Raw genomic sequence first — 18,297 nt, 5'->3', positions numbered from 1 at the left:
AATGTACTTTTTATTCTTATTAAGACGCAGGCTTTGTCTCAAATGTTGCTTGATTAAAACTAATAACCTTTCCTTTCGGGTCATTGTTTTCATACTGAACTGCAGTAATCGTATGACTACCTGTTTCAAGCGTCTTTTCTTTTAATTGTACTGTTGTCTGCGTTGTACTAGTTACTTGATGTCTATCTGTATACATTTGATCTACAAATATGAAGGTTTCTTTATCACTTTGAAAATTAGAAAGTTCTAATTCAACTTGCTGAATTAAAGTATCCTTTTTAATGAATACAGTCGGTATATTGCCATTTTCAGAAGTACCATCTGGAGTAATAACTTTTACTTTCCCTTCTCCAATTGACATTGCACCTTCAGGAAATACAACCATATTCTCATCACTTGCGTTTACAACTTGTTCTTCCTGTTTTGATTGCGCGTCCTCTTTTTCCTGTGGAGCACCGCAACCTACTAATAACAATACAGACAATCCAGTGATTATGAATTTTTTCAAAATTCATCCCCCCTGTCATTTGATTATAATTTATTATACAAAAATAACTTTTAAATTTTAAGACAACTTTTAAAACTTTTATGAACATATAGAAGCTTGCTCACGATTAATGTATCATACTTTCCTTAATAGAACATTAATTTTTTTTATGAAATAAATAGTAATTCCTTCTTATTTATCATTTTAGCCCAACAAATCGATATAATACCCGCTCAAAAATAAAAAGACATTGATATGTCCAATGTCTTTTCTATGTAGCACTTTAAAAAACAAATGTTGTGATTTCTTCTACTTCTTTTCTTGGAAGTTTTTTTGGCTTATCTTTCGGAAATCCTAGTGAAATAACCATATTTATTTGTTTTTCAGGCTCAATTTGTAAATATTGGCGCAGTTCATCTTGAGCTAGCAATACTGGCCCTGTCATTGGACAAGTACCAAGTCCCTTTGCATGTGCAGCTAACATTAAGTTTTGTGCCGCTAAACAGCTACTCTTAATCCCTTCTTCTTCCCAAACTGAATCTGGAACAAAAGCAATTGGATCAAATATCTTTTCACGGAACTTTGATTCATATGGTGTTGCCAAACATACGATTAATACTGGTGCCTCCGAGAAAGCTGTTGCATATGGTCCGAAAGAACGTGTAAGTAATTTCCCTGCTTTCTCTTCTCCATTTTCTGCTGCTTTTGCCGCAAGTTTATGTAATGCATCCCATGTCATTTGTTCAATTTCTTTGATCTTCTCTCGATTCATGATAACTAAGAATTCCCACGTTTGCGAATTCGTATCACTCGGTGCGTAACGCGCACAATCAATTATTTCTTTTATATCATTAGTAGATACTTCTTGATCTTTAAACTTTCTAACACTTCGTCTTCCGTGAATTACTTCTTTAAAATCTTCATAATTCATATATTAAATCCCCTTTTTACAGCGTTTTCAAAACTTGTCCTATGCTTGAATTATATCATGAAAAAAAGCCGGAAGAATACCAGCTTTTTTCTTCATGATTAATTTGTCACTTTAAACAAACGAATACTCTCTTCATATGCAGCTTGTAATTTTTTCGTAATTGGTCCTCTTTCACCAGCTCCAAACTGTTCATCACCAATTTGAACGACTGGGAATATTTCAAGTGGCGTCGCTGTAAAGAAGCACTCATCAGCTTCATATACTTCTTGTAATGAAAACTCTCGTTCTTCTACTTCGATATGTAACTCTGTCGCTAATGTAATCACGTAGTGACGTGTAATACCATGTAAAATAAAATGATCCGCTGGATGTGTAATTAACTTATTATTTTTCACGATAAAGAAATTGGAATGACACCCTTCAGTCACAATGCCATCCCGTACTAATATTGCTTCTTGATACCCTTGTTCATTTATTTTGTTTTTGACCATGATATTAGGAAGCAAATTTAAAGATTTTATATGGCAAAACTTCCACCTGATGTCCTCTTCTACTGTTACCTTAATCCCTGCCTCCATTGAAGCAACTGGTCTTGGGAACGAAACAAGATTTGCAAAATATGTCGGTTGTAAATCTGATTCATATACATGATTGCGCGGTTGTATACCTCTTGATATTTGTAAATATACATTCCCATCTTCTTGAAATTGATTTTTTTCAATCATTTGATATAACTCTTCTACTAATTCTTCCTTCGTAAATGGTGGAATTAGTTTTATTTCTGCCATAGAGTTAAAGAATCGTTCTAAATGTAAATCTAATAAATGAGGCTTGCCATCGTATAGTCTAAATACTTCATAAATACCATCACCAAATTGGAAACCGCGCTCTTCTAATGCGACCATCGGCTGTTCTTCCTTCGTATTAATCATTCTCCCATTAAACAAGATCCAATCTTTATGAGTAGCTTTCATTCTTCCCCACTCCTTTATCACATGATTGATTTTATTGTACAACTTATGCCACCCCGAAAGAAGGAATTTTCTGTATTTTCACAAACAAAAAATACATCACTTCGTAAAAGTGATGTATTTTATCATTTATTTAAGGAAATATTTTTCAATATCATCTAACATAAGGTTCGCAGCTTTAATACCGCCTGCTGTATTCCAGATTACCTCATCTACTTGGAATACTTTATTATTTTTAGAAGCCTGTAGTTGCTTAAAGAGTGGATCTTCTGTCCATTCCTTTGCTAACGAATTTCCTTCATTATTCTTATCTGCATCTTTATCAGACGTGAAATAGAATAAGTAGTCTCCGTCCATATTTGGAATTTGCTCTTTTGTAATTCCTTTTATCGCAAAATCATCTTTATCTTGTAATGGTGGTCGTTTAAACCCAATATCATTTAACACAACTCCCGAGAATGAGTTTTTTTGATAAATACGAACATCACCTGGCACGAAACGAATAATAGAAACTTTAGAATTCAATTTATCGCCTAACTTCTCTTTCATTCCTTCAATACGTTTTTTATAATCATCAAGAGCTTTTTGCCCTTCTTTTTCTCTATTTACAGCTTTTGTATAAAGCGTAAAGTTTTCTTTCCAATCACCGCGTAATGTTTCTGCATAAACAGTTGGTGCGATTTCTTTTAGCTGATCATATATTTTTTCGTGACGCATTTTATTTCCGATAATTAAATCTGGCTTAAGCTTCATTACAGCCTCTAAATTAATATCACGTTCAGTTCCTACAACTTCCGTATTTTTTAACTCTTTCGCTACATGAGGATACCATTCATCACCAGCACGTGGTTTTGTAGTCCCCACTGGAGTTACGCCCACAGCTAGAAGAGCCTCTGCACCTTCATTCGTTAAAACAACAACTTTTTTAGGTGTACCATTTACTGTCGTTTCGCCCATTGCATGCTTTACCGTATATGAATCTTTTGCTTTCGCTGATATATCATTTTCCTTTTTCTCTTCTTTACTACATCCTGCAATTACAACCATGAGTATCATAATGCAGAACATAATTAGTTTTTTAGTATGTATCATATGTCCTCCCTAGATGAAATCGATTATCATTAACAATTAAAGATTAATGTATCCTACATACATTGTCAATGTATATCAGAAAACTTTTTTAATATATACTATTTAGATTCTATCCGCTTTTCTAATGTTTCTTTTTAAAACATAGTGCATAAGTATGAAAATAAATGTTGTTATTAAAATGCGTACCCTTGTTATACATAACAAAGATACGCATCCATATTGCATTATCATTTTAATTGCTAATATTGTGTATACTTAATATACGATGGATCATTATATACCCACTGCTTTCCACCAAGGTTTAACCAACCATTTTCATTTATATATACTAAATAAGATTCTGGAGAATTTAATTGGCGGATAACTGCAGATGTAGTTGATGGACCACTTCTTAAATTTACATTCATCCCTTGTATATATGCAACCCCAATCGGACTTCCATCACTATTACTTGTCTTTACAAAATTAATGTAAGAAGGATCATTATACACCCATTGTCCATTCCCCAAATCTAACCATCCGTTACTTTCCTGATATACAACGTAAGATTCTGGAGAATTTAATTGACGAATAACTGAGGAAGAAGTTGATGGACCATTTCTTAAATTTACATTTTTCCCAAGGATATAAGCGATCCCCTTCGTTTGAGGTGTCGGTTGTGGGTTAGGAGGTTGTGGATTTGGAGCTACTCCAAAAATAGCCGCTATTCCATTCGCATACGCTTGACTTAGATCTTCAATAAATTGTGGATTTTTTAATAAATTTGCATCAAACGTTGTATCAATAAAGGCAGTCTCAGTTAAAATTGCATCCATTGTGGTTTCTCTTAATACCGCATAATTTTCTTTTTTTGCTCCTCGATCACGAAGACCGTATTTTGTTAATACAGGATTTACTGCTGTATGCATCTTTTGTTGCTTTGCATATGCAGTGCTGCTGTTGGATAACGCATTATAAATATAGCTTTCAAAACCTGTACCCCCGCCGCTATTAATATGAAATGAAATAAAATAATCCGCACCAAAAGCATTGGCAATATTAGCACGTTCCGATAAAGAAATAAACACATCACTATCACGTGTCATTTTAATTGTAATTGGGTAATTTACCGTTAAAATGTCTCGAACGCGTCTAGCAATTTGAAGTGTTAAGTTTTTTTCTACTAAACCATTACCAACAGCACCAGAATCATATCCACCGTGCCCTGCGTCTATAACAAGTTTCATTTTATTGCCCCGCCCCTTTCTTGTAATATGTTTGCATTGCTACTCGTCCTATTTTATGTGAAATGTACAAGTTCTGTTACAATTACAAATAAAAAAAACGCCTTATGTAAGGCGTTTTCTATCATCTTGCTTTAACCAATTTAAAATAAATATATACGATTGATAGTGAACATAACGTATGCAAAATAAAATAAATAAAAGTGTTATTCCAGCACCACTATAAAGTAAACCGAACTTTAAAAAAACATTCACAAGTGGTGGAAAGTTCATTAGATTTTGTAATGTACTAAGCATACAAAACATAATGAAAAAGACAGGGACGTATTGTAATTCATACGGCTTTTTTTGCTTACTCATTCTTTTCCGAATGAGTATATGACATAATTCTGCTACTATAAAGCACCCTCCAATTAATACAAGACCAGAAGTCATCGTCATACATCCACCTGCCTTATATTTATTTTATCGCATAAGTAATCATCGTTATATTTTCTTTACATACTCTCCATCTTCTGAAGTAAAACCAAAACTCTCTATGAAAGACTTCGCCTTTTCTGTTAATTCCTCTTGTAGCACTTTTATTTCTTTCACATTTCTTTGTTTCATCATTTCTTCAAATGTAAAATACGTATTTGCACCATAACCGTAACCTTGGTAATCAAAATGAATAATTAGCTGTGATAAAACAGCTCGTTCCTCTTGAACACTATAATCTATTACACCAATATATGTATCATCAACTTTCACACAGTACTGTACCTTTTTCTCACCTAAACTATGCGATTTAAACATTTCTTTAACAACGCTTTCATTTTCTACATTAACTTTCTCAAACGTAATCATATGTTGTCCATCCTTTTACTATTATTGTATCAATAATACTTCCTATTTATGAAAAAAACCTTAAGACCGTATGCGATCTTAAGGTTTTTTTAATTAAACTAAGCTATACGCACGTTTTGTTTCTTCATGGAACTTATTCGTATCGTATTTATGCTCAACATAAATTTGGTGCCATACCATAAACGCAAGGACAGTCCAAATTTTACGGCTATAATCGCCTTTATCTGCACAATGTGCTTCCAGTAAGTTTAATACATACTGTTTGTCGATTAAATGCTCTGTTTTACTCTCGTTTATAATATTGATAGCCCAATCATGCATTTCGTCTTTTAACCAGTGACGAATTGGTACTGGGAATCCAAGTTTTTTACGATCTAATACGTGATCTGGAACGATTCCGCGTGCTGCTTCACGTAAAATAGCTTTCGTAGTTCCGTTAGCAATCTTAAATTCAGTTGGAATTTTAGATGCAACATCGAATACTTCTTTATCTAAGAACGGTACACGAAGTTCTAATGAGTTTGCCATTGTCATTTTATCAGCTTTTAATAAAATGTCACCACGTAACCATGTGAACATGTCAATGTACTGCATTTTGCTTACATCATCATAATCTTTAATCTCGTTATACAATGGTTTCGTGATATCCATATAGTTAACACTTTCATTGTAATACTTCATTAATTCAACTTTCTCTTCTTCACGGAAGATTTTCGCGTTTCCATAGTAACGCTCTTCAATTGGCGTACATCCACGCTCTAGGAAGCTCTTACCTTTAAATCCTTCTTTAAGAGCACCACTTAATGCTTTTAGAACGCTCTTACCTGGGCTAGGAATGTAAGAGAACATTTTTAGTGAGTTTGGCTCACGATAAATGTTATAACCACCAAATAGCTCGTCTGCACCTTCACCTGAAAGAACAACTGTTACATGCTTACGTGCTTCTTTTGCAACGAAGTACAATGGTACAGCTGCTGGATCTGCTAAAGGATCATCCATATGCCAAATGATTTTTGGGAACTCATCCATAAACTCTTTCGCTGAAATGAATACGTTATGGTTTTTAACGCCTAATTTCTCAGCAGTTTCTTTGGCAACATCAACTTCACTGAAACCACGTTGTTCAAAACCAATAGAGAATGTTAAAAGATTTGGATTCATTTCTCTTGCGATAGAAGCGATAATAGATGAATCGATACCACCAGATAAGAATGAACCTACTGGTACATCACTGCGCATATGCACTTTTACTGAATCGTATAACACATCACGAATTGCTTGGATATGCTCCTCTTTCGTTGCGCTTGAAGCATTGAAATAAGGTTTCCAGTAGCGATGGATCTCCATCTCTTTACCGATTTCTTTTACGAAATAATGACCAGGCTCGATTTTATTAACATCAATTGTTAATGTTTCTGGCTCTGGACCATATTGGTACGTAAAATAATGTTGTAGTGACGTTGGATTAACTCCTTTATCTTCCATCACATGCATAATACTTTTCTTCTCAGATGCGAAGAATGTAGTATCACCTTGTTGTGCGACGTATAAAGGTTTAATACCGAAGTGGTCACGTGCACCGAAAAGTTTCTTCTCTTCACGATCCCAAATCATAAATGCAAACATACCACGAAGATAGTCTACACATTTTTCTTTCATATGTGCATACAATGCAATGATAACTTCTGTATCAGATTGTGTTGCAAACGTTGCACCTTTTTCAAGTAACATTTCACGTAATTCTACATAGTTGTAAATTTCACCATTAAAAATAATTACATATCGATCATTTTCATAAGTTAGCGGCTGATGTCCTGCCTCTAAGTCAATGATACTTAAACGGCGGAAGCCAAATTGTACATGTTCATCACGAAAATATCCTTCGTCATCTGGACCACGGTGGAAAATCATCGTGTTCATATTTTCAAATTGATGTTTTTCTGTTTCTGAAAACTCTCTAGGGTTTTCACATAAACATCCTACAAAACCACACATACTTCTTACCCTCTTTCGGTTTTCATTCTGTTTCTATACTACTATATCAACCCTATTTATACTAGCATAATCAACTGAATATGGCGACCAAAAACTATAAAAAAATCACTCCATTTCACATTTTTAACAATTTTTTATGAAAACATGAAAACTAGGCACTCACCTTTCTCCGCTTTTGTCATATGATATTGCAAATTGATTTCTAGGAGGGAATACCATGAGTGAAGAAAAAAAAGATTCTTCTCGCCCACCGGTTCGTAATTACTTAAAGCAAATTGATGATTTCTTCGAGCAAACACCTCTTCGCAATGTAATCGCTGATTTAAATCATTTTTTCCAAAAAGGAAACCGTTTATTAACATTCCCTGTAGATTTATATGAAGTTGGTGAAGAACTCGTTGTTACAGCTGAACTACCAGGTATACAAAAAGAGCAAATTCAAATTGAAATACAAAGTGAATACTTAAAAGTCTCTGTAAAAGAAGAGATACTCGAAGAAGAAGAAGAAGAAACATCCCATAACTATTATCGCCGGGAACGTTCCATTTCAGAAGCATCAAGATTGATTAAGTTGCCGTATTCAATTAATAAAAAAGCAGCAAAAGCTTCTTATCAAAACGGCGTATTAGAAATTCGGGCGCCGAAACTTCCCCAACAACATGACATTTTATCCATAGACTAATGCAAAAAAATAAGGGTGCTATGCACCCTTATTTTTAATCCACTAATCGCTTCATATCACGTATAATGTCTTCGTATGGCGTATTACTAATGCCACTATACTTTTTCATTACTTTTCCGTTTTGATCAATTAAATAAAATGATGTACCATGCATGACCTGACCATTCTCCGGCTTATCTACAAGTGATTGGAAATTATCTTTTGAAAACTTCGTGATATCTTCTAACGAATATCCCGTTAATAAATTCCAGTTACTAGTATCCTCTGTAAACTTTTGAATAAAAGCTTTCAGATTTTCTGGTTTATCAAGGTCTGGATCTACACTAAATGAAACAAACTGAACGTCTATCTTCTCTTCTTTTGCCATCTTTTGCAGCTTGGCCATATTTGCAGTCATTGGTGGACAAACTGTTTGACAATTTGTGAACATAAAATCTGCAACCCAAACTTTCCCTTTTAAATCTTTTGTACCAAATTGCTTTCCATCTTGATTTGTAAATTGGAAAGTTTCTAAATCCCAATTTAATGGTTTACGAAGCTTTGAACCTGATTCACTACATCCAGCAAGTACAAAGAGACAAAATACAACCATAAGACCAATTATTTTTTGATAACGCTTCATTTATAAACCTCTTTTCTCTATCCTAAATTTAAATAGGTTATGTTTATAATAACAAAAGTTAACACTACGAGAAAATTGTTTACTACATTTGTTCACGAAATCGTACGAATTTACGTATGTTACTTCTTTATTTCAAGCGAATTACTAGACAAAATATATTTTTTTACTATTATTTCTATAAATAGAATTGATAAAACTAATTTTATTGTTACTTTTGTAAATACCTCTCCCTATTTTTTAACAATTCCTTAAACATTAATCCATGTTTTACACTGTATTCCTTAACAACATTTCGGTACAATACAAATACAACGATTGTAAATGAGGTGATGTTCATGGCAAAGCGCTATGAAAATATGGATAATGTTAGTACAAAAAAATCAATTCGCTCTTTTTTACGCTGGCGTAAAGAACGAAAGCAAAACAAAAAAGATTTTTCTTTCTTAGTAGAACAATCACCCGTTAAACAAAGTGCATTTTTGCAAAGTAATGTAAAAAAAACGACTGTCACATGGATTGGGCATTCTACTTTTCTTATCCAAACGAATGGACTTAATATATTAACAGATCCAGTATGGGCCAATAAATTAAAGCTAGTTACAAGACTTACAGAACCTGGACTCTCTATAGAAGCACTGCCTAAAATTGATATTGTCCTTATTTCACATGGTCATTATGATCATTTAGATTTTTCAACTCTTCGTCAGTTGAATGATGATGTTCTATATCTTGTACCTATCGGATTAAAAAAATTATTTACTCGTAAGAAATTTAAACATGTAGAAGAGTATAAATGGTGGGAAAGTACGATAATTAACGAAGTTTCTTTTCACTTCGTACCTGCTCAGCACTGGACGAGAAGATTCTTATTTGATATGAATACGTCTCACTGGGGCGGATGGATTATTGATAATGAAACGACTATGGAAACCATATATTTTTGTGGCGACAGTGGCTATTTCCAAGGTTTCAAAGAAATCGGTGAACGCTTTTTAATTGATATTGCTCTTATGCCCATTGGCGCTTATGAACCAGAATGGTTTATGAAAGTATCTCATGTTTCACCTGAAGAAGCTGTGCAAGCTTATTTAGATTTAAACGCTACGCATTTTATACCGATGCATTACGGAGCTTTTGCACTCGCCGATGAAACACCTCGTGAAGCAATAACTAGACTTCGAAATAATTGGAATTTGCGCATGTTACCATGGGAACAACTGCATGTACTCTTTTTAGGCCAAACTTTTATTTATAGTAACGCAACAAATGATAAGCAAGTAAATGAAAAAATTGAAACTTTACATGTGTAACGTAACGACTGATTTTCTATATCCAACATATAATATAGAAAATCCTATAATGAAATTTTAATCAGTGGGAGTTTCTTTATCCCCACTGATTATTAACCTTCACCAATCGGGCTTTTACGGACAGCCCGCCACCTAACCTCTTTGCTCCAGCTAAATTTTGAGGTGGGAGTTTTACTGTCTGCAAATAGCAGGATAAAGGGTGTTATCTATGAATGAATATTTACAGACTCGCTATATCATTAGCGGTAGTGCCTGTATAGCTCTTCTTATTTCTTACTTTCTATTTACATAAAAAAGCTACTTGAAATATATTTTCAAGTAGCTTTTTTATTACTCTGCTAAATACATAAATCCGATTGCACCTGGACCTGTATGAGTACTAATTATAGGCGTTGTATAGAAAATTTCTGATTGAGCAAACCCACTCACTTTTTCAACCGCCGCTTTCATACTTTCAGCTAAAGGAATTGCTTTCGCATGCGGAATTGCAACAGCCTTTACAACTTTTCCAGCTGTATCTTGCTCAAATAACTTAGCTAATGTTTTTACAATTTGGCCTTGGCTACGAACTTTCGTTACAGGATTATAAACACCATCTTCAAGACTAGCAATTGGCTTTATATTAAGCAGCGAACCGATAAACGCCTTTCCTTTACCGATACGTCCACCCTTCACTAAGTTTTCTAATGTATCTACTACTACATATAAACGAGTATTCTTTCTTACTTCATCTACACGTTTTAAAATTTCTTCTAGTGAGCGTCCTTCATTTGCCATTTTTGCAGCTTCAATCACTTGATATGCTAAAGCATGTGTAATAAATTGAGAATCAACAACTGTTACTTTTGTATCGGTCATTGATGCAGCACTATTTGCAGTTGCTACAGTACCACTCATTCCACTTGTCATATGAATGGAAAGTACTTCACTTCCATCTTCACCTAACTTGTCGTACATTTCTACAAATGTACCCATTGCAGGTTGTGATGTTTTTGGTAGTTCCTCTGATTTAATCATTTCTTCAATAAATTCATCTGGTTGTAGATCAACGCGATCTAAATATGTTTGTCCATTTACAGAGATTGATAATGGTAGAACATGAATGTCATACTTCTCGATTACCTCTTGTGATAAATCTGCCGTTGAATCTGTTACAATTTTAATTTTTTGCATATTATATTCTTCCCTTTCCAATACGCTCTCCTTGTTATTATACTAGTATTCCCACTGCTTTCAACAATTTGGAACGAAATTTCATCAAATTAATTATATTTTTATATCTAAAATGAAAAAGACAGAGCTCCTAACCCTGTCTCTACTCTATATCATGCATTTTTTTCAAGAGTATTTGTTTTATATACATTTAAATAATCATTCCACTTCAAACAATTTTGTAAATATTCACGGAAAGAATATGAAAATCTTGGATGTTTTTGTTTTTGAATTTTTGCAATAAATAATTGAAGACGAGACTGAATTAGAAACGATAATGGATGCTGTGCCTGTAGGACAGGGATTTCGAATATTTTAATACAATCCCCTGTTGAATGAGTGAAATAAAAACTTTTCGTAATCACAATATCAATCCTCTTTTTCATTGGATTTTTGAACTTCCTCTACTTTGCGCTGTAAGACGTTGTTTAAAGTGGAGTAAAATCAGACTTATATGATTTCTGTAGTCCTTATGGCTAGAAGATTTATACTCTATTCATCTCCACCTAATCCATCTTCCCGTCCTAAATATCCCTGAGACGGGAACCTCATTACCCATCAATTGTTTAATACATTTAGTATAAGCTTATAAAAGCGCAAAGTTTGTCTAAATTTTGGAGATTCTATAATTTTTTTCTTCTATATATTGTATACGTTTATAGCTATAGTATAACAAATAAATAAAAAAGTGCCTTTATAACGAGGCACTTTTCGACTGCATTTCTTCTCTTTTCTTTTTTCTCTTACTAACAACCTTTGATAAAGCAATACTTACTTCATAAATACAAATAAGCGGCACCGCAACTAAACTATGAGATAAAAAGTCAGGCGGTGATATGCAAGATGCAATGATAATTAATGCTACGTAAGCATACCTTCTTATTTTTATTAAAAATTCCGCCGTAAGTATTCCAATACTAGTTAAAAACATTACAACGACTGGCAATTCAAAAATCACAGCAAATGGAACTGTTAAATTAAGTACAAAATGAAAATACTTTTCTGTCGTAAACATCGTATTAAACATTTCATTACCTATCGTAGTTAAAAAGTGAAATAGAAACGGCATTACAATAAAGTATCCAAAACATAAACCTGCGATAAATAATATAGACAATACCGGTATATACATTATTGTCATCTTTTGTTCATTTGGATGTAAACCCGGTTTTACAAATAACCAAATTTGTATAGCAGCAAAAGGAATTGTACAAACGATAGCAAATACTGTAGCAATCGAGAAAAAAATCCACAATACATCACTTGGACCGAGAACAGTTAATTTCATTGGTAAATCTTTTACAAGCCAAAAATAAATATCCTTTGTAAAAGTAAATCCAATAATTAAAAATAGTACAAAGGATAACACTGTATATATTACTCTTTTTCGAAGTTCAACAATATGTTCTACTACGCTCATTTCCCGATCTTCCATCTCGTTCACCACACTTTATTTATCCATTACAAGGAAAATACATTACAGTTTTTCTTTCTTTTCCTTTTCTTGAAATGCGTCATCTGTCAATTCTTTCGTTGATTTTTTAAACTCTTTTAACGTTTCCCCTAAAGCCTTCCCGATTTCCGGCAATTTTTTAGGTCCAAATAAAATGAGTACTGCTACTAAAATTAAAATTAACCCTGGAAAGCCAATATTTGAAAACATTTCCCCATCCCCTTTATTAGTAGTTTCCTTGTCCTACTATTACATAATTTTATTTTGTCAAAAAAGTTTGAAAACGTCAACAAATCCATTGCCTTTTGTCAAAAAAATTCAAAAATATAATCAATTATACAAATTTCATTTTCTATTGCTCTTGTGTATGATATGGTAAGGGAAATGACATATTATTTTATGATAGTAGAAAGGATTTGCATTATGACTGAAAAAATGACACGAATGACCCAATTTGTAAAAGAAGAAATTGCAAATGCAATTACACATGGTATCGGTGCCATTTTAAGCATCCCTGCCTTAATCATATTGATTATTCATGCTTCTAAGCACGGTACCGCATCAGCTGTAGTCGCATTTACTGTTTATGGTGTAAGCATGTTCTTACTGTACTTGTTTTCAACATTGCTACATAGCATTCATCATCCTAAAGTAGAAAAAATATTTACTATTTTAGATCATTCAGCCATTTACTTATTGATTGCTGGCACGTATACTCCTTTTCTACTTATTACACTTCGTGGCCCATTAGGATGGACGTTGCTTGCTATAATTTGGACACTTGCAATCGGAGGTATCGTCTTCAAAATCTTCTTTGTACGTCGCTTTATAAAGGCATCAACTTTATGTTACATCATTATGGGCTGGCTCATAATCGTTGCCATTAAACCACTTTATGAAAATCTAACTGGACATGGTTTTTCACTACTTTTAGCAGGTGGAATTTTATATTCTGTCGGAGCTATATTCTTCCTTTGGGAAAAGCTACCTTTTAACCATGCCATATGGCACCTGTTCGTTTTAGGTGGTAGTACGATGATGTTCTTCTGTGTACTCTTTTACGTCTTACCTACAGCATAATAAAAAAGGTTTCAGCTTACTATAAGCTGAAACCTTTTTTATTACTTATGTAATTGTGATGCGATAACTTCCTGTGTATGCTTCGTTAATTCTTTAATATCCATATTCGCATACTCTTCAGGTGTAATCGGCTTAGAAATTGTTACTGTTGCATGAGCTGACTTCATACGATTTCCATTCGCTTCAAACATCTTATATGTACCATCTAACGTTACAGGTAAAATTGCTACACCTGATTTTACTGCAAGATGGAAACTACCAGCCTTAAACTCTCCAACTTCGCCACCTTTACTTCTCGTTCCTTCTGGGAAAATTACGATAGAATGTCCATTCTTTAATAGTTCGATTCCATCTTTAATTGCTTTAAGAGATTGACGACGATCGCTACGATCCATAAATACACAATTCATAAGTTCCATCCAAGTTGGTACAACTGGGAACTTTTTAATCTCTGCCTTTGACACGAATCCAATTGGTTTATTTAAGTAACCTAGTAAAACAGGGATATCCATATTACTTTGGTGATTACTTACAACTAGTACCGGCTTGTCTTTCGGAACATTTTCAAGCCCTTTCACTTCTACTGTCCCTCCAGCTACACGTACCATTTTCTTACCAAACCAATTTGTCGTTTTATACACAGCATTATCTTTTTCTTTTGGCGCCATCGTATTTACTTGTCTTTTAAGACGCCACATTCTCGGTGTAATCGCAATTACAATTAAAATTAAATAAAAGATTTTAAAAAACGTTTGAATCATACAGAACCCCCACCTATTATCATTCCGACCTTCATTATACTAGACAAACGAAGGAAAAAGAAGAAAAAAAGTCCAAACAGCAAGTGTTTGGACTTTTTAAGCATTCTATATTAGAAACGTTTTGCTAATTCACGAGCATTAGCAATTGCCGCTTCTTTAATTTCTTGTGCTTTTTCAGGGTTTGCATTCATACCCTCAACTGCAATATAATCAGTATCATTTACACCGACAAATCCTAATACAGTTTTTAAATGATTGCGTCCGAAGTCTACAGCTGCGTATGCTCCTTCAGAATATACGCCACCTGTTGCTTGAATGTGAAGTGCTTTTTTACCTTCTAATAAGCCGACTGGACCATTTTCAGTATATTTGAATGTTTTACCTGCGATTGCTACGTTATCTAAGTATGCTTTTACTACTGGTGGATAGCTAAAGTTCCACATTGGAGTTACGAATACATAACGATCTGCATGCATAAATGTTTCTAAGTTTGTGTTCATTGCTGCTACTTTTTGTTGTTGAGCTTCCGTTAAAGTTTCAAAGCCTTCACCTGCTGCAAATTTACCCCAAGCAGCAAATACATCTGCATCGATTGCTGGTACAGTAGTATTGAATAGATCAATTGTTACAACTTCGTCTTGTGGATGCTCGTTTTTATAAGCCTCGATGAAAGCTTCCCCTACTGCCATTCCGAAAGAACCTTCTGCTGAATTTGGATTTGCTGTGATAAATAGTACTTTTGTCATTGTATTCTCTCCCTTTTTTCTCTTTATCTTCAATTCAAGATTTGTTTTTTAAAAGTTAATAACTTACCTTATGTAAGTATAATACAAAAAGTTTTATTCAATGTCAATAAAAAATAGCTACTTTTTTTTCGTAAGTTAATGATTTATTTTGTTTCTCTAAAATTTAGTATACAGATATTAAGACTTCTCATACAAAAAGGCTACCTCTATAAATTATAGAGATAGCCTTTTATTACATATTATTTTTGAAAAACATGTTTTACTTTTTCAGCTGGAATGTTACTTCCACCTCTACCTTTTACATCTTCAATCATCATTGTAATGACCATATCTGGCGAATTCAAATCAAATGCAGCGAACCAGCCTAGTTCTTTTCCTTCGGCTTCTTTAGATACTTTTAATTCCGCTGTACCTGTTTTTCCAGCAAGAGTCATTCCATCAATCTTAGCAATTTTCCCTGTACCATCCGGATCATTAATTACTTTCGTCATAGCAGTTTTTAATATATCCTGATTTCCTTTAGAAATTACATTTTCTTTCCAAGCTTTTGGTTGTTTATCTGTTTTAATAATATACGGTGATGGAATCGTTCCATCATTTACAATTGGCGCATACGTTAAAGCTAAATGAAGAGGAGTCATTAATACTTGTCCTTGTCCATATCCTGTATCTGCCATTTGAATATCATTTTTAATACCGTCATTTGCAATTTTAGAAGCAGGGAATCCATATTCAATTGGTAGTTTCTCATCGAATCCGAATTTTTTCGCTTCACTCATAAACTTGTCTTTTCCGATTTTCAAAGCTTCTTGTGCGAAGTAAATATTATCCGAGTATTTCATCGCCTTATCAAAATCAATCGGATTTGCATCTTTCACACGCGTTACATAATAATTACCCCAAGAAGAATCTTTTGTCCATTTTAATCCTTCAATTTTCAACTCTTCTTTTGGATCGATTGTTTTCGTTTCAAGACCAATTGCAGCTGTAATTGGTTTAAATACAGAACCTGGTACCGATAATTGTGTAAAGCGATTCGTCATCGGTTTTTTCGGATCATTATTCCAAGCTTCGCGTTGCGCTTTCGATGTTCCTCGTGCAATTAAATTAGGATCATATGCTGGACTACTTACTAGTGCAATTGTTTCTCCACTTTTCGGATTGATTGCTGCACTTGAACCAGCTTCGCCCTTCATTTCATTATACGTTTTTTCTTGAACAGCACTATCAATAGTTAAAGTTACATTTTCTCCATCAACAGCATCTGTTTTTACCAAGTTTTTAATTTCTTTTCCTTGCGCATCTTCTACAAAGACACGGCCACCTTTTTTACCGCGTAGCTTTTCCTCTAATACTTGCTCTAAACCAGCTTTACCAACTGGGTCATCAGCTTGATAGCCTTTCTTTTGTAGCGTTTTTAAATCTTCAGCATTTACCTTTCCAATATAGCCAGTCAGATGAGCTGCCGCTTCCCCTAACGGATATGTACGAACATTTACAGGTTTTGTTGAAACACCTGGTAAATCAATGTACGTATTTTGCGTTGCCCCTTCAGGCAAAATTCCAATTGGTACGAGATACCCTGGTTTTACCCATTTAGCAGCTAATTTTTGATCAATTTCTTCTACAGACATATTTAATAACTTCGCTACTGTTTCTTTCGTTTGCGGAGCAGTATCGCCTAACTTTTCAGGAATCAATCCGATTTCAGAAGCTTTCCCATTTGTTGCAAGACCTTTTCCATTACGATCGTATATTTCACCACGTTTTGGCTGTGTTGTCTGCATACGCACTTTACTATCTTTCGTCATGCCAGGGAAAATAAAATCAGGAGTCCAATCTATTTTCCAAGATTCTTTATCTCCATCTTTTTCTTTCACCATTTTTGCTTCATGGCCAAAAGTAATTTTACCACCAACTGTATCCATGCTTACTTTAAAAGGAACAGGGCCTTCATCTTTTTTATCTTCTTTTACTTCCCCTGTTTCTACCTTTAAGTCTTTCACTTCGATACCAGAATAAATTTTTTCATATTTCTCAGTAAATTCTTTCTTTGAAATATCTTTTTTTGCATTTTTTGATAGTTGATCATACATATCTGCAAATTTTTGTTTATTCCACGCTTTTACATATGTATCAAACGCTTCTTGTGGTTTTTCTTCTTTACCACATCCAACTAACATGAATGTTAAGCAAAGAAAAAGAATCCCCCATATCTTTCTCAATCGATTCTCCTCCTCTTTCTATATTAGTACTTTTGAAAATTTTAGCATTTTTACATGCTACCTATCATTATAGCACTATCGAATCTCATCTATAAACTTATATTGGTGAATATAAATAAAAAGATTGATGCGAATTCTCACATCAATCTTCTTTATTATTATTGTTTCTCATATACGTGGTAATAATACGTATACGGGTTTTTTTCATCTGTTAAACCTTTTTCTACAAAAATCTCTTTCCAATTTGTCATATCCATTTCTGGGAAGAATGTATCTCCTTCAAATGCATAATGAATTTTTGTTATATACAACTTGTCTACGTATGGTAAAAAGAGATCGTAAATTTGCGCTCCGCCAAAAATAAAAATCTCTTCTTCATTTTTACATAGTTCGAATACTTCTTCTACAGAATGAACAACTTCACATCCTTCAACGTGATATCCTTCATTACGAGTTACAATAATATTACGTCTTCCAGGCAGCGGTCTACCAATCGCTTCATAGTTCTTTCTTCCCATAATAAGCGGGTGACCCATCGTTGTTTTCTTCACGTATTGTAATTCACTCGGTAAACGCCAAGGTAAATTATTATCTTTACCAATTACTCTATTTTCGTCCATTGCGACCATAAATGAAACAATCATTTTTTCATCTCCTCTAC

The 18,297-nt window shown here is 33.8% G+C and carries 20 protein-coding genes; 3 read left to right on the top strand and 17 right to left on the bottom strand.

Features of this window, described 5'->3' with window-relative positions; translation table 11 throughout:
- Positions 1–19 precede the first annotated feature (19 nt).
- The 8 genes from AC3EMB_RS11145 to asnB all read right to left on the bottom strand — a co-directional run bounded on the left by AC3EMB_RS11145 (position 20) and on the right by asnB (position 7,545).
- The gene (locus tag AC3EMB_RS11145) at positions 20–508 is read right to left on the bottom strand and encodes a putative periplasmic lipoprotein (protein WP_000713495.1); all 489 of its coding nucleotides are present in this window, start codon (positions 506–508) and stop codon (positions 20–22) included.
- 262 nt (positions 509–770) lie between these two features.
- Entirely contained in the window at positions 771–1,418 is a 648-nt protein-coding gene (locus tag AC3EMB_RS11140; RefSeq protein ID WP_001105280.1) for a nitroreductase family protein, read from the bottom strand.
- Positions 1,419–1,516: 98 nt separating this feature from the next.
- On the bottom strand, positions 1,517–2,392 hold the full coding sequence (gene dat / locus AC3EMB_RS11135; protein ID WP_488517686.1) for a D-amino-acid transaminase: 876 nt from the start codon (positions 2,390–2,392) through the stop codon (positions 1,517–1,519).
- Positions 2,393–2,518: 126 nt separating this feature from the next.
- A complete protein-coding gene (locus AC3EMB_RS11130; protein WP_053564604.1) occupies positions 2,519–3,481 on the bottom strand; it encodes an ABC transporter substrate-binding protein in 963 nt (320 codons plus the stop codon).
- A gap of 239 nt (positions 3,482–3,720) precedes the next feature.
- Complete coding sequence (locus AC3EMB_RS11125; RefSeq protein WP_000779888.1) at positions 3,721–4,707, bottom strand: N-acetylmuramoyl-L-alanine amidase; 987 nt, start codon at positions 4,705–4,707, stop codon at positions 3,721–3,723.
- A 102-nt stretch (positions 4,708–4,809) separates the two neighbouring features.
- Positions 4,810–5,139: a hypothetical protein gene (locus AC3EMB_RS11120; protein WP_053564605.1), complete on the bottom strand. Its 330-nt coding sequence runs from the start codon at positions 5,137–5,139 to the stop codon at positions 4,810–4,812.
- Between the two features lie 51 nt (positions 5,140–5,190).
- Entirely contained in the window at positions 5,191–5,550 is a 360-nt protein-coding gene (locus AC3EMB_RS11115; RefSeq protein ID WP_069355524.1) for a GNAT family N-acetyltransferase, read from the bottom strand.
- Between the two features lie 93 nt (positions 5,551–5,643).
- On the bottom strand, positions 5,644–7,545 hold the full coding sequence (gene asnB, locus AC3EMB_RS11110) for an asparagine synthase (glutamine-hydrolyzing) (RefSeq protein ID WP_000333826.1): 1,902 nt from the start codon (positions 7,543–7,545) through the stop codon (positions 5,644–5,646).
- A gap of 217 nt (positions 7,546–7,762) precedes the next feature.
- On the opposite strand from asnB, the gene AC3EMB_RS11105 reads away from it, so the two are divergent.
- Positions 7,763–8,227 carry an Hsp20/alpha crystallin family protein gene (locus AC3EMB_RS11105; RefSeq protein WP_001288084.1) on the top strand — a complete coding sequence of 155 codons (465 nt, stop codon included), beginning with the start codon at positions 7,763–7,765 and terminating at the stop codon, positions 8,225–8,227.
- A 34-nt stretch (positions 8,228–8,261) separates the two neighbouring features.
- Here the strand turns inward: AC3EMB_RS11105 and AC3EMB_RS11100 are convergent, their stop codons facing one another.
- Positions 8,262–8,849: an SCO family protein gene (locus AC3EMB_RS11100; RefSeq protein WP_000833332.1), complete on the bottom strand. Its 588-nt coding sequence runs from the start codon at positions 8,847–8,849 to the stop codon at positions 8,262–8,264.
- Between the two features lie 335 nt (positions 8,850–9,184).
- Here AC3EMB_RS11100 and AC3EMB_RS11095 point away from each other — a divergent pair, with 335 nt between their 5' ends.
- A complete protein-coding gene (locus AC3EMB_RS11095) occupies positions 9,185–10,159 on the top strand; it encodes an MBL fold metallo-hydrolase (RefSeq protein WP_001129640.1) in 975 nt (324 codons plus the stop codon).
- 330 nt (positions 10,160–10,489) lie between these two features.
- Here the strand turns inward: AC3EMB_RS11095 and AC3EMB_RS11090 are convergent, their stop codons facing one another.
- The 4 genes from AC3EMB_RS11090 to AC3EMB_RS11075 all read right to left on the bottom strand — a co-directional run bounded on the left by AC3EMB_RS11090 (position 10,490) and on the right by AC3EMB_RS11075 (position 13,034).
- The gene (locus tag AC3EMB_RS11090) at positions 10,490–11,332 is read right to left on the bottom strand and encodes a DegV family protein (RefSeq protein WP_029948540.1); all 843 of its coding nucleotides are present in this window, start codon (positions 11,330–11,332) and stop codon (positions 10,490–10,492) included.
- 152 nt (positions 11,333–11,484) lie between these two features.
- Positions 11,485–11,736, bottom strand: a complete 252-nt coding sequence (locus AC3EMB_RS11085; RefSeq protein ID WP_000629012.1) for a DUF2535 family protein — start codon at positions 11,734–11,736, stop codon at positions 11,485–11,487.
- Positions 11,737–12,065: 329 nt separating this feature from the next.
- Positions 12,066–12,806: a twin-arginine translocase subunit TatC gene (gene tatC / locus AC3EMB_RS11080; RefSeq protein ID WP_000390119.1), complete on the bottom strand. Its 741-nt coding sequence runs from the start codon at positions 12,804–12,806 to the stop codon at positions 12,066–12,068.
- Between the two features lie 42 nt (positions 12,807–12,848).
- Positions 12,849–13,034, bottom strand: coding sequence for a twin-arginine translocase TatA/TatE family subunit (locus AC3EMB_RS11075; RefSeq protein WP_000492442.1), 186 nt, complete (start codon positions 13,032–13,034; stop codon positions 12,849–12,851).
- Positions 13,035–13,247: 213 nt separating this feature from the next.
- Here AC3EMB_RS11075 and trhA point away from each other — a divergent pair, with 213 nt between their 5' ends.
- On the top strand, positions 13,248–13,904 hold the full coding sequence (trhA, locus tag AC3EMB_RS11070; protein WP_000136890.1) for a PAQR family membrane homeostasis protein TrhA: 657 nt from the start codon (positions 13,248–13,250) through the stop codon (positions 13,902–13,904).
- Between the two features lie 41 nt (positions 13,905–13,945).
- Here the strand turns inward: trhA and AC3EMB_RS11065 are convergent, their stop codons facing one another.
- The 4 genes from AC3EMB_RS11065 to AC3EMB_RS11050 form a co-directional block, all read right to left on the bottom strand.
- Positions 13,946–14,665 (bottom strand): lysophospholipid acyltransferase family protein, encoded by a 720-nt coding sequence (locus AC3EMB_RS11065; protein ID WP_000616582.1) that lies wholly within the window; start codon positions 14,663–14,665, stop codon positions 13,946–13,948.
- Between the two features lie 110 nt (positions 14,666–14,775).
- Positions 14,776–15,411, bottom strand: coding sequence for an FMN-dependent NADH-azoreductase (locus tag AC3EMB_RS11060; protein ID WP_000170028.1), 636 nt, complete (start codon positions 15,409–15,411; stop codon positions 14,776–14,778).
- Positions 15,412–15,650: 239 nt separating this feature from the next.
- Complete coding sequence (pbpC, locus tag AC3EMB_RS11055) at positions 15,651–17,636, bottom strand: penicillin-binding protein 3 (RefSeq protein WP_488517685.1); 1,986 nt, start codon at positions 17,634–17,636, stop codon at positions 15,651–15,653.
- A 158-nt stretch (positions 17,637–17,794) separates the two neighbouring features.
- Positions 17,795–18,280 (bottom strand): dihydrofolate reductase, encoded by a 486-nt coding sequence (locus tag AC3EMB_RS11050; protein WP_098256945.1) that lies wholly within the window; start codon positions 18,278–18,280, stop codon positions 17,795–17,797.
- Positions 18,281–18,297 lie beyond the last annotated feature (17 nt).

The organism is Bacillus sp. LQ16, assembly GCF_057784645.1.
This window is presented reverse-complemented; position numbering and strand designations above follow the sequence as displayed.

Bases quoted from the DNA above. Each gene is read 5' to 3' on its own strand.
- AC3EMB_RS11140 (WP_001105280.1), bottom strand. From the start codon at position 1,418: ATGAATTATGAAGATTTTAAAGAAGTAATTCACGGAAGACGAAGTGTT.
- dat (WP_488517686.1), bottom strand. From the start codon at position 2,392: ATGAAAGCTACTCATAAAGATTGGATCTTGTTTAATGGGAGAATGATT.
- AC3EMB_RS11130 (WP_053564604.1), bottom strand. From the start codon at position 3,481: ATGATACATACTAAAAAACTAATTATGTTCTGCATTATGATACTCATG.
- AC3EMB_RS11125 (WP_000779888.1), bottom strand. From the start codon at position 4,707: ATGAAACTTGTTATAGACGCAGGGCACGGTGGATATGATTCTGGTGCT.
- AC3EMB_RS11120 (WP_053564605.1), bottom strand. From the start codon at position 5,139: ATGACTTCTGGTCTTGTATTAATTGGAGGGTGCTTTATAGTAGCAGAA.
- AC3EMB_RS11115 (WP_069355524.1), bottom strand. From the start codon at position 5,550: ATGATTACGTTTGAGAAAGTTAATGTAGAAAATGAAAGCGTTGTTAAA.
- asnB (WP_000333826.1), bottom strand. From the start codon at position 7,545: ATGTGTGGTTTTGTAGGATGTTTATGTGAAAACCCTAGAGAGTTTTCA.
- AC3EMB_RS11105 (WP_001288084.1), top strand. From the start codon at position 7,763: ATGAGTGAAGAAAAAAAAGATTCTTCTCGCCCACCGGTTCGTAATTAC.
- AC3EMB_RS11100 (WP_000833332.1), bottom strand. From the start codon at position 8,849: ATGAAGCGTTATCAAAAAATAATTGGTCTTATGGTTGTATTTTGTCTC.
- AC3EMB_RS11095 (WP_001129640.1), top strand. From the start codon at position 9,185: ATGGCAAAGCGCTATGAAAATATGGATAATGTTAGTACAAAAAAATCA.
- AC3EMB_RS11090 (WP_029948540.1), bottom strand. From the start codon at position 11,332: ATGCAAAAAATTAAAATTGTAACAGATTCAACGGCAGATTTATCACAA.
- tatC (WP_000390119.1), bottom strand. From the start codon at position 12,806: ATGGAAGATCGGGAAATGAGCGTAGTAGAACATATTGTTGAACTTCGA.
- AC3EMB_RS11075 (WP_000492442.1), bottom strand. From the start codon at position 13,034: ATGTTTTCAAATATTGGCTTTCCAGGGTTAATTTTAATTTTAGTAGCA.
- trhA (WP_000136890.1), top strand. From the start codon at position 13,248: ATGACTGAAAAAATGACACGAATGACCCAATTTGTAAAAGAAGAAATT.
- AC3EMB_RS11065 (WP_000616582.1), bottom strand. From the start codon at position 14,665: ATGATTCAAACGTTTTTTAAAATCTTTTATTTAATTTTAATTGTAATT.
- AC3EMB_RS11060 (WP_000170028.1), bottom strand. From the start codon at position 15,411: ATGACAAAAGTACTATTTATCACAGCAAATCCAAATTCAGCAGAAGGT.
- AC3EMB_RS11050 (WP_098256945.1), bottom strand. From the start codon at position 18,280: ATGATTGTTTCATTTATGGTCGCAATGGACGAAAATAGAGTAATTGGT.